Genomic DNA, 15045 nt, shown 5'->3' on the forward strand with positions numbered 1-15045 from the left:
GCGTATGGAACTATATTTTACCCGACATGGGAAGACACAATGGAATCAGGAAAGACGTTTTCAAGGGAGCAATGGCGATTCTCCGCTTTTGCCACAAAGTTACGAAGAAATCAAAGCATTTGGGAAAAAGGTAAAATATGTTCCTTTTAAAGCAATTTATTCCAGTACAGCAAAGCGAGCACGTGATACAGCAGAAGGTATCAACAAAGAGCTTGCTCGTCCGGTAGAGATTTTTTATACAGATAAGCTAAGAGAACTAGGGCTGGGTACTTTAGAAGGTCAGTCGATCGATGAAATGTACCAGAAATATCCGGATAATCTGCCGAATTTGCGTAATCATTTAGATCTGTATGATCCTTCTCCTTTTCACGGAGAAACGATTGAATCGGCAATCACACGTATCGAAACTGTTGTAGCAGATGCGGTTGCCCAACATAAAGATGGCCCACTTTTATTCGTAGGACATGGAGCTTCTTTAACTGCAGCCATTCAATGGATGACAGGAAAAGAGCTAAGTGAGTTGCGTGAAATGGGTGGATTGTTCAATAGTAGTTTGACGATTTTAGAGACTGAAGAGCCTTGCAGATTATTTCCATATGAACTGAAAGTATGGAACCAAACAGATTTTTTAGGAACTGAAACAGCACCAGAACCTTTACTATAGAAGAAGGAGGCGGCTTCCGATGCAGCCAGAAGAAATGCCTTATTTCGTTGGTACAGTTGCCGCGATTTTTTTTCAAAATCCTAGTAATTTTTACAAAGTGCTTTTGGTACACATCAGTGAAACCACAGCTGATTACCGTGAAAAAGAGATTGTAGTCACCGGAAGTTTCGGCGATATTCAAGAAAATGAGACTTATCGTTTTTATGGAGAATTAGTGGATCATCCTAAATACGGAAGGCAGCTTAAACTCGAAAGATATGAGCAAGAAAAGCCAACAACTGCAAATGGGATCGTAGCGTATCTTTCCAGCGAAAAATTCCCAGGAATCGGGAAGAAAACAGCAGAAAAAATTGTAGAATTGCTGGGAGAAGATGCTATCGAAAAAATCATTGCTGATCCTTCGGTATTAAAACAAATCTCCGGTTTGACGAAGCCAAAAAGAGAAATGCTTGCTGAGACGATTCGGCTAAACCACGGGATGGATCAAGTGATCATGGGACTGAATCGTTACGGGTTCGGTAGTCAGTTAGCTTTCAGTATCTACCAGGCCTATAAGAACGAGTCTTTGGATATCATCGAAGAAAATCCGTACCAGCTAGTCGAAGACATAGAAGGAATCGGGTTCAAACGTGCAGATAATCTAGCCGAACAAATCGGTATTGCAGCAGATTCACCGAGAAGAATTCGAGCAGCTATCTTGCATCAGATTTTTCAGCATGCAGTTCAAACAGGAGATACATACGTACCGGCGGAGACATTGCTTCAGCAAACGATCCGTATTTTAGAAACAAGTCGCCCAATTGAAATCCAGCCTAATCAGGTTGCTACTGTAATTATCCAACTTGTTGAAGAAGGAAAGATACAACAAGAAGAGACTAATCTTTACGAAAACAGTTTGTACTTTTCTGAATGGGGGATCGGTAATTCGATCCAGCGCCTTCTCAGTCGTAAAAAAGAAATCCATTATCCTGAAAAAGAAGTGCAGAAGAATATTCGGCGTATCGAAAAAATATTCGGCATACAGTATGGACCTTCGCAAGAACAAGCTATCGCTGAAGCAATCCGTTCCCCTCTATTTATTTTAACAGGAGGACCAGGTACGGGGAAAACTACTGTGATCAACGGAATCGTCAATCTTTTTGCAGAGTTGAACGGACTGGAATTGGATCCTTCAAAATATACCCAAGAAATTTTTCCTATTCTACTTGCAGCACCAACTGGCCGAGCAGCTAAACGAATGAACGAAACGACAGGTCTGCCTGCCAGTACGATCCATCGTCTTCTGGGGCTGAATGGACGGGAAAAAACACCTTCAGTCAGTACGAAAGAATTAGAAGGCGGACTTTTGATTGTTGATGAGATGTCTATGGTCGATACATGGCTGGCTAACACATTATTCAAAGCGATTCCGACGAATATGCAAGTTATCTTAGTAGGAGACAAAGATCAGCTTCCCTCTGTCGGTCCTGGTCAAGTACTTCATGATCTTTTGGAAATCGAACAAATTCCCAAAATGGAACTCAATCAGATTTATCGGCAAGGTGATGGTTCTAGTATTATTCCTCTTGCCCATGAGATCAAAGAAGGACGTCTGCCAAAAGATTTCACAAAGAATCAAAAAGATCGTTCCTATTTCCGAAGTGATGCTTATCAAATTGAACCCTTGATCTCTAAAATTGTGGAAAAAGCGAAAAATAAGGGATTCCGTGCACAAGATATCCAAGTATTAGCACCAATGTATCGGGGACCTGCAGGGATCGATGCGTTAAATAAAATGATGCAGGAGATATTCAATCCAGGGAAACCTGGAAAAAAGGAAGTACATTGGAACGACACCGTTTATCGGATAGGAGACAAAGTCCTCCAATTAGTCAATACTCCCGAATTGAATGTATTCAATGGAGATATGGGAGAAATCACGGGTATCATCTTGGCAAAAGATTCTGAAGATAAAGTGGATGAATTAGTTATCCAGTTTGATGCAAATGAGGTCACTTATAAAAGAAACGAATGGAATAAAATCACTCTTTCTTATTGTTGCTCAATCCATAAATCACAAGGCAGTGAATTCAAGATGGTTATTTTGCCCATGGTCCATCAATATCAGCGAATGCTTCAGCGTAATTTGCTCTACACGGCAGTGACTCGCAGTAAGGAACTGTTGATTTTGTTAGGGGAAGAGCAAGCCTATGTCACTTGTGTAGCGAATGAATCAGCAAGCCGGATGACTACGTTGAAATCAAGGATCATAGATAATGATAAAATGAATATCACTCTCCGGACCAAACTAGCAGCTTATGAAGATTCTTTGGTCGGAAATGATCCATTTGAAGATGGGAACTATACAAAAGAGCCACGGGTTGTAAAAGAAAAGCTACCTGTAGAAGATGACAGTGGGACGAATGAAACGAAAAACCAAGTAATAGAAACAGTGGAACCAGATCTGTTCTCTTCATCGGTTGTAGAGGAAAAGAAAGAAGAGGTAGAACCTGCTGTTTCTAAAGATTTCGTTCTTACAGCAGAAGTGATCGATAACCAGTTAGTAGATCCGATGATTGGTATGGAAAACAGTTCTCCCTACGATTTTATACCGGCAAAAAATGCTTGATTTTAAAGATGAGAAATAGCTAAAAATGATCGTTGGTTAGCGTTTTCTTTTGTTTTTTCAGTGTGATATGCTAAGCTGAAATCAAAAGGGGGGCGTTACTTTATGGCTAAAGAAACCGAAGATAAATTAGCGAAATTAGCAAAAGAATCTGGCAATGACTTTAAAAAGTTAGATGAGATGGAAAAAGAATTCAAATTGAATGAAAGTCCTGATGTAGAACGAGACGATCGTGAAGAATCAAAACTAGAAAAAACGTTAGACAAGGCGCCTATTTTTCCGCCTAACACGCCGAACAATCCAACGAATCCTGGCAGCCCTGCGAATCCTTGATTCTTTCAATCGTGAGGAAATGGTTTGCGGGACAATTGAATAGAAGATGTGAAAAAAACCTGAATGATGCGAAGGAGCATCATTCAGGTTTTTTTGTGTTAGATAAGACTTATTGCAAATGCTGATAAAAATAGATAGCCAATTGCGTGCGATCCCGTAAATCTAGCTTTTCTAGTAATTGGCTGATGTAATTGCGAACAGTGCCGTCACTCAAGTACAAGGCATCTGCAATTTCTTTATTGTTTTTCCCGGCAGCTACTTCTTTGATGATTGCAAGCTCACGTTCACTAAAAGAAGCATAAGCATGACTATCAATCGTCGATTTATTCTTCATCATTTGAGTGAAAGTCTCGATGATTTCATTACCAAATACGGCCTGTCCATTATAAGCGGATTTGACAGAAGGAATAATCGCTTGCAAGTTCTGTTTGATTAAATACCCTTTGACACCGATGGAAAATGCTTCGCGGATGTATTCTTCATCTTTGAATGTCGTCAAAAGCAAAAGGATGGCTTTGGGAAATTTAGCCAAAATTTCTTTGGCAGCATCGATGCCCGTTTGTTTAGGCATGCGGATGTCCGTCAGCAAAACATCGGGACGATGGGTTTCGTATAAGACTAGCGCATCCTTGGCACAATGACCAATGCCTAATACACGGATCTCTTTCGTGCTTTCTAAAATGGTTTGTAACGATTTCGTCACAAATGGATCATCATCAATAATGACTACTGTTATCATTGGTGTCCCTCCCTTGGCAAAATGATCGTTAACTGAAATTGCTGGTTTTCTTGGAAAATATGGACTTGTCCCTTTTGTTCTTGAACACGTTGACGCATCGTTTTCAAACCAATACCGGGAGCAGAATTTTTTTGTGGGCTGGTGCCATCATTCGTGATTTGCAAGCGATAAAAGGCCGGCAACGTTCGAAAATGTAAAACAACGGTTTTGGCATGACTATGTTTGATACTGTTGGTTAAGGCTTCTTTGATGACCATTAAGAAGCAGTTTTGCTGCGTTTCATTCAATCCTTCAAACAAGTTTCCTTCAATCGTAACAGAAGAAGGAAAATCAGCGATCAGAAACTCTAAGGAGTGTTGAAAAGAGATCGATGTCTCATGGAGGTCATGGACACTTTGACGAATCCGATCCATCCCAGTGTGAACGGTGGCACTTAAATTTTCTAATGGTTCTTTTAGTTTTGGTTCTTGATTGATCATTTCAAGCGCACCAATTTGTAAAATCGCACTTGACAGCAGATGACCGACATTGTCATGGATGTCTCGGGCAATTCGGTTCCGTTCTTCCACAATTTGGAAGGCTAATTGTGTTTCTTGTGACAGGGCCAATGCTTTATTTTGTTCCGATAACTCTTGTTGTTTTTCCCAATGAGTATCTTTGGAGACAATGTACTTTTTCTCAAGATCGGTCGTTCGTTGATCTTTTTTTCGTAAGTAAAAGGAAAAAAACAGCAAAATTACGACAAAGGCGACCTTGATGGGGGGATGATTACCAACCGTCGAAATCAACAAAAAACCTAACAAAAACAAGTAATCAAGGTGGCTTTCTTCAGGGGCAATCACTCGCATCGTCGCTGGCAGAAACAGGACAAGATCAGGTAAAAAGGCACATAAAAGAAATAGAATAACTTGGAAAATCCAATTTGGCTTTGTAGGCAGTAAATAACTGACACCAGTGAATAAAACGGCGATCAATAAATAGATAACTTGCATAGCAACGAATCCTTGACTTACCAGCAAAAGCAATGAGATAACCAGTAGAAAGCTAGTTTCGTTGAGTAGCCGAGATTTATGCATAGCAGACTCCTTCATTGTGACAAATGTCATGTGTAGTTTAGCCAATCGTCACTAGTTTCTTTTCTTGCACTTTATTATAGTCAGATCAACAAGAAATTTGGAAGGAGTTTTTCATGATGATTATCGAAATTGATAAATTAGTCAAACGCTATGGAGATTTTGTAGCATTGAATCATTTTGATCTGCAAGTACAAGAAGGAGAAGTCTTAGGTCTGTTAGGACCAAACGGCAGTGGGAAATCGACTGCCATCAACTGTATGCTTTCTTTGTTAAATTATGACAAAGGAACCATTAAATTGTTCGGGACAACAATGACTCCTGAAAATTATGCTGTCAAGGCAATGATTGGGGTCGTTCCTCAAGACGTTGCGGTCTTTGACGAACTAAGTGTGCAAGAAAATATCGATTATTTTTGCGGTTTATATGTTTCCGAAAAAGAGAAAAGGAAAGCCTTGATTGAAGAGGTGATTCAATTAGTGGGATTAGAAAAATATGTGTCGTTTCGTCCAGGAGAACTTAGTGGTGGCTTGAAACGTCGGTTGAACATCGCATGTGGGATTGCCCACAAGCCGCGGTTAATTTTTTTAGATGAGCCGACAGTAGCTGTAGACCCCCAAAGTCGGAATAAAATTTTAGAAAGTATCAAGGAGCTGAATCGACAAGGAGCAACCATTGTCTATACAACACATTACATGGAAGAAGTAGAAATTCTTTGCGACCAGGTCGTGATCATGGATCAAGGACAGGTGATTGCTAAAGGAACCAAAGAATCTCTAAAAGATATGGTACGGACGGCGGATCGTTTGACGATCGACATCCCATTACTCCCAGAAAACGTGTTGTCAGCGATTCAGCGAACAATAGCTTCTGATGGAATCGCTTATAAAAAAGGTCAGCTCCAAGTAACAACTACTGAACTAAATACAGTATTGTTGCCGATTCTTACAATCTTACAAGAAGAAAAGATCAGTTACGGAAAAATAGCAACCAAAGAAGCGTCCTTGAATGATGTCTTTTTAGAGATTACTGGCAAGGATTTGAGAGACTAGAGGAGGGGAAATAATGTTTTGGCATTTTTATAAATATCGCACAAAAATACTGCTGCGAAATAAATCCATGTTGTTTTGGACATTGGCCTTTCCAATTCTTTTAGGATTGATGTTTATGGCGGCCTTTGGCGAGATTGATCAAGGTGGCAATCTCGAAACGATTAATACTGGAATTGTAATCAAAGCGGATCAAACAGCGCTTTCGGAAAATTTTACCACAGTCTTAGAACAAGTCGAAGTCAATGATAAACCATTATTTGAAGTACAGGAACTATCGGAAGTAGAAGCGAATGAAAAGCTAAATGCAGATGATTTGGCTGGTTTTTATCTCATTGATGGTTCATCTGTTTCGCTCCATGTGGGTCAAGCAGGAATGAGTCAGACGTTGATGAAAAACGTCATGGATCAATTTTTACAGCGTATTGGTATAATTTTGAGTAAAGTGGCAGAAGTGGAGAACGTTGATCTCGCGCCCATCATGACTGTTTTTGAACAAGAAGTATCTTTTCAAGAAGTTCATGCAGGTCGTAATATGAGTTTCAAAAGTTTTTATTTCTTCACTCTGATTGGAATGGCGATTCTCTACGGGACGATGTGGGGGGTCCGCAATGTACAGGATCAGCAAGCAAATCAATCGTCAAATGGTATTCGCTTGTCCTTGATTCCTAGAAAGCAATCGTTAGTTTCAATCGCTAATTTGGCAGCAAGCTTTACGATTGTTTTGACAGAGATTTATATTATGTTAGCTGTCTTTCGTTTTATCTATCAAGTAGACTTTGGTGACCGTTGGCAATGGTTGATGATTGTTACCGCTCTGGGGTCGTTGTGTGCGATTTTGTTAGGTACATTGGTTGGTAATTTGATACCAAAAATGAATCTGGTGCAAAAGGATAGCATCTTGATTTCAGTGACGATTGCGATGAGCTTTTTTGCTGGTATGATGGGGTCGGAACAAGTGAAGTATTGGATTGATCTTCATATTCCGATTGTTGGTCAATTAAATCTCGTCAACTTGATCAGCGAAAGTTTGTATAAACTTTATTTCTACACTGATTTGGCTAGTTTTTATACCAATCTTCTATGGTTGATCGGATTTATTTTCCTTTTTGCGTTAGGAAATGCTTGGATGGAAAGAGGGGTGCGTTATGACGCTTTATAAAACGATTTGGACATTGCTTAAAGCAAATAAATCGAATTTACTGATAGGTGTAATTATCACTGTTGTTGCCACATTCTTTTTTGCGCAAAATATTGATGTTGAAAATACCTCTCTGCAAGATGCGAAAATCGCCTTGATTAGTGAAGAAGAGTCGCCTGTAGTCGAAGGCCTTCGTAAATATTTGAATGACAAGGAAACAGTCGTTACATTGGATGAAACCTCACAAAAAGAAATCGATGATGCTCTTTATTTTAATCGTGTAAACATTATCTTACATCTGCCTGCAGACTTTACCGAACAAGTCGAAGTAGGAAAGATGCCGACGATTAAGATACAGAGTCGCCCAGATACCTTTTCTAAAACAGTTGTTACACAGCAAGTGAACACCTTTTTGCAAACACTGATTCTGTTTCAAGAAGAAGATAAAACAATCGATGCAGCTATGGAACAGACACAAATGGCACTCTCGGTTACTGGAGAAGTTGAGCTAAGTGCGGGATATAGTCAGCGGATGAAAAAGCTGTTGACGGGCACAACCTTTAATTTCTTGTCTTATGGGTTGTTTCTATCCATTTTTAGCGGTTTCAGCGTCATCAATCTAGCGTTTAATCGCAAAGAGATCAGTAAACGAAACCAGAGTGCGCCCATTACCAAACGAAACTTGAATCGCAAAGTAACCTTTAGTTTGATTAGTTACTCGCTGCTGTTGTTCAGTGGCTTCTTACTTCTAATGGTTCTGTTAGTGATCCACACCTCGTGGGATATAACGGTATGGTATCATATTTTAAATACTTTCTTGTTTTTATTGCCGGTCATTAGCTTTTCGGCTTGTATCACTTCATTGGTAAAAAACTCAGAAACCAGCGGTGGGATCAAAGATATTTTTATCACAGGCAGTTGCTTTATCGGTGGGGTGTTTGTACCAGCAGAATACTTGCCAGAAATGGTTAGCAAAATAGCGGCATTCACACCAACATATTGGTTTGTTCAAAATAATAACTTGATCAGTGAAACACTCAGTTACAATCAAACATTTGCAGAATCTTTTTGGTTCAATGGTTGTGTCTTAGTTGCTTTTGCTGCGGTGTTTTCAATGATCCAATTTATTTTGGATAAAGAAAGAAACTATCGATGGCAACCCAATTGGGCAAAGAATTAACTGCATAGTAAAAAAAGGACTGTGACAAAAGTCGTGTCACAGTCCTTTTTTCCGAATAAACGGTGTTCCAGATGTAGCTTCTGACACAACCTCTTTTATTAACACCAAAACAACTGTTTAGTTGTGGTTATTGTGATATCAAAAGGTCGTTTTTCCATTTCTTCTCCATCTTCTTGACCATGTTGCGGTGTTGTTGAAACGATACGTAATCTGTTTGTTGTGTAGTGATGGAAATATTTCGATTTCAATTGTTTTTTCTGTATAAGTAAAAGAATGAGCCACAAGATTTTAAAGAAATTGATTCGTTCGACCACGACAAAATCAATGACTGGTTTAGACGCATCAGCAGTTGGAACAATCGCGATTCCTCCGCCAAAAAAAGGATGCTTCGTTGCTGTACATAAAAATGCGTTTGAAAAACTTAATTGTTTTCCTCCTGCATCTACCAGAATTGGAAATCCTTTTTGAGTGAATAAAGCACGGAGAATAGAGAATAAATACGAAAATGATCCTAAGTTGTATTTGTTCAATCGCTTTTTTGTGGAAGAATGATTTGTCGCATGGACGATAGCTGCATCTAATCCTATACCGAAATTATTAACAGCTATTCCTTTTTTTTCACTTATTTTTTCTTCATAAGCCATTATGTGGACTTTTTCTGGTGATTGAGCTGCTAAAATCAGCTGAAGTCCTTTTTTGGGATTTTTTGGAAGGCCTGCCCCTCGAGCAAAATCATTTCCAGAACCTGCTGGAATATAAGCAACTGGGAATTCTACTTCCATCTGATAGAAAGTATCAAGTACCTGATGTAAGGTGCCGTCACCTCCTACGATGATCAAAAGGGGGAAAGTATCGATTGTTTTCTGTTCTTCTTCTATCCAAGGAATCAATGTTTCTTTTGCCAAAGTTTCAGCAATCTCAGCATCGTGTCCTTTGTATTCACTATAATGAAGTGTATAGTCAATATGCTTATTTTTTAATACCGGTAAAATTCTTTCTGCTACTTTATAGCCATTTCCGCTGCCTGCCGATGGATTGATCAATATATGATAATGGAATTTCATAATTTCCTCCTGCTATTCAATAAAACAAGATATTTTAATACTCCTGTTTGCTGGTTAACCAATAATTAGCAAGCTTTTTCTATTTTTTGAATGAAAGAAACTTGTTTTTTCAAAAAAATCTGTTACAAAATTAATTCTTGGTTATTATAGCAGAAGTCTAGGAAAATGAAAAAGGTCCGAAGACCGAATAACACAAAAAAGCCTAGCAAGCGCATGATCCATTACTTACGTAAGGAGAAGTTCCAAGGTTCGGCATGTCCACTTAGATCTTCAGCTGCTTGCTAGACCGTTCTCTAGTAAGAGGTTGCTCAAATCCCCACATCCTTTTTTATTTATTTAAGTTTCACAACAATTCTGTTCTTGCAGATCCTACTTCGTCTGCTTTACTGGGAATTCTTATGACCCCTTACACTTACTTTATACCATATCCCACGATTTTTAGCAAACGTTTACATTGTTTGAGCTTTTACTTTTTTAAAACAGATAAGACGGATTGAAATAAATGAAAAGTCTGTTATAATTATTGTTTGTTTCACATAACCGCGGTTCATCAACCATCCCGCGTTAAAAAAACTAGGAGAAAAGAGGAGAGAAAATGCAAAAAACGAAAAGCAGACAACGGTTATCCGTAATCGTTGTAAATGGCATCATCATGGCTCTTTATCTAGCGTTAACTATTTTAGTTGCGCCTGTATCCTCAGGGCCGATCCAGTTTCGTATTTCAGAAAGTTTGAATCATTTAGTTGTCTTTAACCGTAAATTGCTTTGGGGAGTTTTAGGCGGGGTCATCGTCTATAATGCCTTCTTTGGTTTTGGTATCATGGATGTGGTTTTTGGTGGCGGCCAAACATTGCTTTCTTTAGGCCTGACAGCTTTATTGCAAAACAAAGTGAAAAATGTAAAGATGCGTTTAGTATTGAACACGATCTTCTTTACCATCAGCATGGGACTGATTGCTTATATGTTAGTTCCAACAGGTGGCCAAGCATTTTGGACAACCTATGGCACGCTTGCATTAAGTGAGTTTATCGTCATGGCTGTTTCAGCACCATTGATGTATTATTTAGATCGCGCGCTTGATTTTGAAAAGCGTGTCTAATTATAAAAAGCGAAAAAAGAAAGCAGATTAGCTGTTTTCTTTTTTCGCTTTTTGATTATGCTTCTTGGTTTTGCAAATTTTCAATTTCTACCACTTTATAATTCTTTTTCTCTAAGTGGTTGACGATCGTTTCACATACTTTCGCTTCAGTGTTAGCCGGTAGCGTGATCAATGTACGTCGAATGTATTCGTCTTTTTCGATATCAAGAGTAATACAGCTGGCAATGCTGCTGTGTTTTGAAATGATTTTTGCAATAGCAGCCAAATCTCCTTGCTTTCCTGTGGAAGCAATTGTCAGTACATAGCTTCCTTGTTCTACGCTCCAAGATTGAGAGAGCATATTAAGCAACGTACTATGTGTCAAAATACCATAAAAATGATTTTCACTGTCAAGGACAGCAATATAAGGAAGCTCTTTGATCGTAAAGAATACTTTGAAGAAAGAAGTATCCAGGTAAATGAACTTTGTAGCGTTTTTCAAAAGATGAGTGACAGGAAGCGTCATATCACCGCCATTTGCTTTATGACGATAGATATGCATTTTGTAAATGTTTCCACGGAAAATATTACCTGAAGAATCTAAGATCGGCACACAACGGTATCCGGAAGTTTCTAAAATTTTTAATGCTTCTTCTAATGTACTAGTCTCTGTAACGGTTGTCAGATCTTTTTTCTTATATACAAGTGTTTTTAATAGCATCGCTATACCTCCAATTGTCTCATTTTAGCTTAATTTCAAATTAATCATATCATAATTTTATCCAAAACAATAGATAGTTTATTTCACAAATTGACAAGTAAAAAGTTACGTGATACTGTTATGAAGTATAAGTCTGATTCTCAGCAAGGGGGCAGAAGTAAATGGCAAAGAAAAAAGCAGCACTCGCTTGTTCCGTTTGTGGGTCTCGCAACTACACAAAATCAGTCAGTGAAGGAAAAAGCGGCGAACGTTTGGAAATCAATAAGTTTTGTAAATATTGTAATCAATATACATTACATAAAGAAACGAAATAAACAGTAGCAAGGGAGGTTGTCTCATGAAATTTCTAAAAAGCGTAAAAGATGAGATCAAACAAGTAACTTGGCCAAGCAGAAAACAACTCCGTAAAGATACGTTAGTAGTCATCGAAACTTCTATTATTTTCGGATTGATGTTTTACGTAATGGATACAGCCATCCAAAGCTTATTTGGCTGGATCTTAAAATAACTCGCTAGCCACAACGTACTTTTAGTGCTATAATGAAGCGAAAGAAAAACTTCGGGTGTACTGAGGTTTTTTTATTTTACAATGAAATGAGGAGCCTTCAATGGAATCTTTTGAAAAAAACTGGTATGTCTTGCATACATATTCAGGATATGAAAACAAAGTAAAAGCAAATATCGAATCTCGTGCGCAAAGTATGAAAATGGCCGACTTTATTTTCCGTGTCGTTGTTCCTGAAGAAAAAGAAACTGAAGTCAAAAATGGGAAAGAAAAAGAAATCGTTCATAAAACATTCCCAGGATACGTACTTGTTGAAATGATCATGACAGACGCTTCATGGTATGTTGTCCGCAACACACCTGGTGTGACAGGATTCGTTGGTTCACACGGAGCCGGAAGCAAACCAGCACCATTACTTCCAGAAGAAGTCAATCATATCTTGCGTTCTATCGGTATGAGCCTGCGACAAAATGATCTAGAAGTAGAAGTTGGCGAAGTCGTGAAAATCATCGAAGGCGCATTTGCTGGATTAGAAGGACAAGTAACAGAAGTTGACGGAGAAAAAGAAAAATTGAAAGTCAACATCGATATGTTTGGACGTGAAACCAGTACAGAACTTGATTTCGATCAAGTAGATAAAATCGATTAATAAAGAGACTTGAAATGTCGATCATATGATTGGCCTTTCAAGTCTTTCTTTTTTCTATATGGAAAGGAAGAGGTGTATGACAGAACCAATCAAAAATTTATGCAAACGTGCAACTGCAGCAGCTTTAGTCCTTATCAGTTTGTTTGCGTTAAGTGGTTGCCAGACGACGAAGATAAATACTACTGAAGTTTCTGATAAAGAAAAAACGGCAGAATCCAGTAAAGTGATAGAAAAAACCACTATTCCAACACTTTTTTTCCACGGCTACAGCGGGACAGAAAATTCTTTTAAAGGGATGTTGCGGCGTTTGGAAAAAAATCAGCAAGCAGTAAAAGAATTGGTTTTAACAGTAGGAACAGATGGACAAATACAAGCAACAGGAGATTTGTCTGGAAAAGCAGACAATCCGATGGTCCAAGTATTGTTTGAAGATAATAAAAATAACGAGTGGAATCAAGCAGAATGGATCAAATCTTGTCTTTTGTATCTGAAAGAAAACTACGGCATAGATAAAGTCAACATAGTGGGGCATTCCATGGGAGGAGTTAGTGCACTACGCTATTTAGGAACGTATGGACAGGATACGTCATTGCCACAAGTTCAGACATTAACAGCAATTGGCGCGCCTTTTAATGATTTTGTCGATGACAGTGCGCAGTCTCTGACAGATGAGTTAGCAAAGGGGCCTGCTGTCGTTTCTAACCGCTATCAAGATTACCAGCAAATGATCGGTAATATTCCTATAACCACTCGATTTTTCTTGATTGCTGGTCAACTAGATGAAACAGACTTGAGTGATGGAACAGTACCGTTAAACAGTGCATTAGCGGTCTATGCGTTGTTGAAGCAACGCGGAAATGAAATAGAGGAAAAAATAGTGACAGGTGAAAATGCCTCTCATAGTATGCTTCATGAAAACCAAGAAGTAGATCAGCTTGTAAGTCGATTTATTTGGAAAGAATAGCGATAAAAGTATCTGAGAGTAAATGTTTGCTTACTTTTTGTAAGTTTAGTATGATTTATATGTAATCAAGAAGATGAAAGAAGGATCTACCATGACTTATCATACAAGTAATGAAGAACATCCAATCGATATTGTAAACATTGCCTCACTAGAAGGTCGTGTAAAAGAGCGCATGGAAGCAGGAGCTTTTGGCTATATTCGCGGTGGTTCTGAAGATGAGTGGACGATGAAAGAAAATACGACTTCTTTTAATACAAAGAAAATCATGCCACGGATATTACGCGGAATCGACTCAGCCGATTTGCATACATCTGTTTTCGGAATTGAATTAGATACACCGATTATCCAAGCGCCATCAGCGGCCCAAGGATTGGCACATGAAAAAGGGGAAGCTGATACAGCTAAAGGAGTAGCTGCTGCTGGATCAATCTTTTCCATCAGCACTTATGCAAATACGACAATCAAAGACGCAGCCGATGCAGCGCCAGGCGCACCGCAGTTTTTCCAATTATATATGAGTAAAGACGACAGATTCAATGAGTTCATTTTGAACAAAGCAGTAGAAGCAGGGGCTAAAGCTATCATTTTAACGGCAGATTCAACGCTCGGTGGTTACCGTGAAGAAGACGTCATCAATCAATTCCAATTTCCATTACCAATGCCTAACTTAGCTGCGTATAGCGAACAAAGTGCAAGTGGTAATGGCGAAGGAAAAGGAATCGCAGAAATTTATGCAGCTGCAAAACAAGGCTTGACACCAGATGACATCAAAACAATCAAAGAAATCACCCATCTTCCAGTTATCGTAAAAGGAATACAATCGCCAGAAGATGCAGTAATCGCTATCTCTGCAGGGGCAGATGGTATCTGGGTATCCAATCATGGTGGACGTCAATTAGATGGAGGTCCTGCTTCCTTTGAAGTATTGCCAAAAATTGCCGAAGTAGTCAACAAACGTGTACCAGTGATTTTCGACTCTGGTGTCCGTCGAGGAGAGCATGTCTTCAAAGCTCTGGCAAGTGGTGCTGACTTAGTTGCGATTGGCCGACCAGTGATTTATGGGTTGAATCTAGGTGGGGCAGAAGGAGTAACATCTGTTTTTGAACACCTGAACAAAGAATTGTCGATCACGATGCAACTTGCAGGAACAAAAACGATCGATGAAGTAAAAAATACGAAATTGATGGATTAATAAAAAACGAAGAGAAGGGCAATTAGTCCTCTCTTCGTTTTTTGTTATGAAGATAACTAATCTCTTAATACTCGAAATTAAGGAGCTT

General features: G+C 38.9%; 16 protein-coding genes and 1 riboswitch. Of the genes, 12 read left to right on the forward strand and 4 right to left on the reverse strand.

All coding sequences use genetic code 11. The annotated features are described in order from the left end of the window. Positions 1 to 4 precede the first annotated feature (4 nt). The 3 genes from OS139_RS06830 (at position 5) to OS139_RS06840 (ending at position 3602) form a co-directional block, all read left to right on the forward strand. Positions 5 to 664: a histidine phosphatase family protein gene (locus OS139_RS06830; RefSeq protein WP_002332203.1), complete on the forward strand. Its 660-nt coding sequence runs from the start codon at positions 5 to 7 to the stop codon at positions 662 to 664. A 19-nt stretch (positions 665 to 683) separates the two neighbouring features. Further along, positions 684 to 3272 (forward strand): SF1B family DNA helicase RecD2, encoded by a 2589-nt coding sequence (gene recD2, locus OS139_RS06835; RefSeq protein ID WP_325066845.1) that lies wholly within the window; start codon positions 684 to 686, stop codon positions 3270 to 3272. A gap of 102 nt (positions 3273 to 3374) precedes the next feature. Then, complete coding sequence (locus tag OS139_RS06840; RefSeq protein ID WP_002289596.1) at positions 3375 to 3602, forward strand: hypothetical protein; 228 nt, start codon at positions 3375 to 3377, stop codon at positions 3600 to 3602. 109 nt (positions 3603 to 3711) lie between these two features. On the opposite strand, the gene OS139_RS06845 is transcribed toward OS139_RS06840, so the two are convergent. After that, positions 3712 to 4341 (reverse strand): response regulator transcription factor, encoded by a 630-nt coding sequence (locus OS139_RS06845; protein WP_002307099.1) that lies wholly within the window; start codon positions 4339 to 4341, stop codon positions 3712 to 3714. Beyond that, entirely contained in the window at positions 4338 to 5447 is a 1110-nt protein-coding gene (locus OS139_RS06850; protein ID WP_016628386.1) for a sensor histidine kinase, read from the reverse strand. The genes OS139_RS06845 and OS139_RS06850 overlap by 4 nt, the downstream gene beginning before the upstream one ends. 86 nt (positions 5448 to 5533) lie before the next feature. Between OS139_RS06850 and OS139_RS06855 the strand changes: the two genes are divergently transcribed. From OS139_RS06855 to OS139_RS06865, 3 genes are read left to right on the forward strand one after another with little or no spacing between them, the layout of a single operon-like run. Then, a complete protein-coding gene (locus OS139_RS06855; protein ID WP_002332200.1) occupies positions 5534 to 6466 on the forward strand; it encodes an ABC transporter ATP-binding protein in 933 nt (310 codons plus the stop codon). 13 nt (positions 6467 to 6479) lie between these two features. Further along, positions 6480 to 7625, forward strand: a complete 1146-nt coding sequence (locus OS139_RS06860) for an ABC transporter permease (RefSeq protein ID WP_002332199.1) — start codon at positions 6480 to 6482, stop codon at positions 7623 to 7625. Then, positions 7612 to 8784: an ABC transporter permease gene (locus OS139_RS06865; RefSeq protein ID WP_016628387.1), complete on the forward strand. Its 1173-nt coding sequence runs from the start codon at positions 7612 to 7614 to the stop codon at positions 8782 to 8784. Before OS139_RS06860 ends, OS139_RS06865 begins: the two co-directional genes overlap by 14 nt. 98 nt (positions 8785 to 8882) lie before the next feature. Here the strand turns inward: OS139_RS06865 and OS139_RS06870 are convergent, their stop codons facing one another. Beyond that, the gene (locus OS139_RS06870) at positions 8883 to 9848 is read right to left on the reverse strand and encodes a diacylglycerol/lipid kinase family protein (RefSeq protein ID WP_002294549.1); all 966 of its coding nucleotides are present in this window, start codon (positions 9846 to 9848) and stop codon (positions 8883 to 8885) included. A gap of 536 nt (positions 9849 to 10384) precedes the next feature. Next, positions 10385 to 10431: riboswitch (PreQ1 riboswitch) on the forward strand. Positions 10432 to 10443: 12 nt separating this feature from the next. Between OS139_RS06870 and OS139_RS06875 the strand changes: the two genes are divergently transcribed. Next, on the forward strand, positions 10444 to 10947 hold the full coding sequence (locus tag OS139_RS06875; RefSeq protein WP_002294548.1) for a QueT transporter family protein: 504 nt from the start codon (positions 10444 to 10446) through the stop codon (positions 10945 to 10947). A gap of 55 nt (positions 10948 to 11002) precedes the next feature. Here OS139_RS06875 and cbpA read toward each other — a convergent pair whose 3' ends face one another. Next, a complete protein-coding gene (cbpA, locus tag OS139_RS06880) occupies positions 11003 to 11647 on the reverse strand; it encodes a cyclic di-AMP binding protein CbpA (protein WP_002294577.1) in 645 nt (214 codons plus the stop codon). 161 nt (positions 11648 to 11808) lie between these two features. Here cbpA and rpmG point away from each other — a divergent pair, with 161 nt between their 5' ends. From rpmG to OS139_RS06905, 5 genes are all read left to right on the forward strand, one after another. Then, positions 11809 to 11961, forward strand: a complete 153-nt coding sequence (gene rpmG / locus OS139_RS06885; protein ID WP_002294578.1) for a 50S ribosomal protein L33 — start codon at positions 11809 to 11811, stop codon at positions 11959 to 11961. A gap of 23 nt (positions 11962 to 11984) precedes the next feature. Then, positions 11985 to 12155, forward strand: coding sequence for a preprotein translocase subunit SecE (gene secE / locus OS139_RS06890; RefSeq protein ID WP_002294579.1), 171 nt, complete (start codon positions 11985 to 11987; stop codon positions 12153 to 12155). 100 nt (positions 12156 to 12255) lie between these two features. Further along, a complete protein-coding gene (gene nusG / locus OS139_RS06895) occupies positions 12256 to 12801 on the forward strand; it encodes a transcription termination/antitermination protein NusG (protein WP_002294580.1) in 546 nt (181 codons plus the stop codon). Positions 12802 to 12877: 76 nt separating this feature from the next. Continuing rightward, positions 12878 to 13765, forward strand: a complete 888-nt coding sequence (locus OS139_RS06900) for an alpha/beta fold hydrolase (protein ID WP_002332197.1) — start codon at positions 12878 to 12880, stop codon at positions 13763 to 13765. A 91-nt stretch (positions 13766 to 13856) separates the two neighbouring features. Beyond that, entirely contained in the window at positions 13857 to 14957 is a 1101-nt protein-coding gene (locus OS139_RS06905; RefSeq protein ID WP_002319574.1) for a lactate oxidase, read from the forward strand. The last annotated feature ends 88 nt before the right edge of the window (positions 14958 to 15045 follow it).

It is taken from the genome of Enterococcus sp. E4-223, from assembly GCF_035727065.1.
Taxonomy (GTDB): Bacteria; Bacillota; Bacilli; order Lactobacillales; family Enterococcaceae; genus Enterococcus_B; species Enterococcus_B faecium.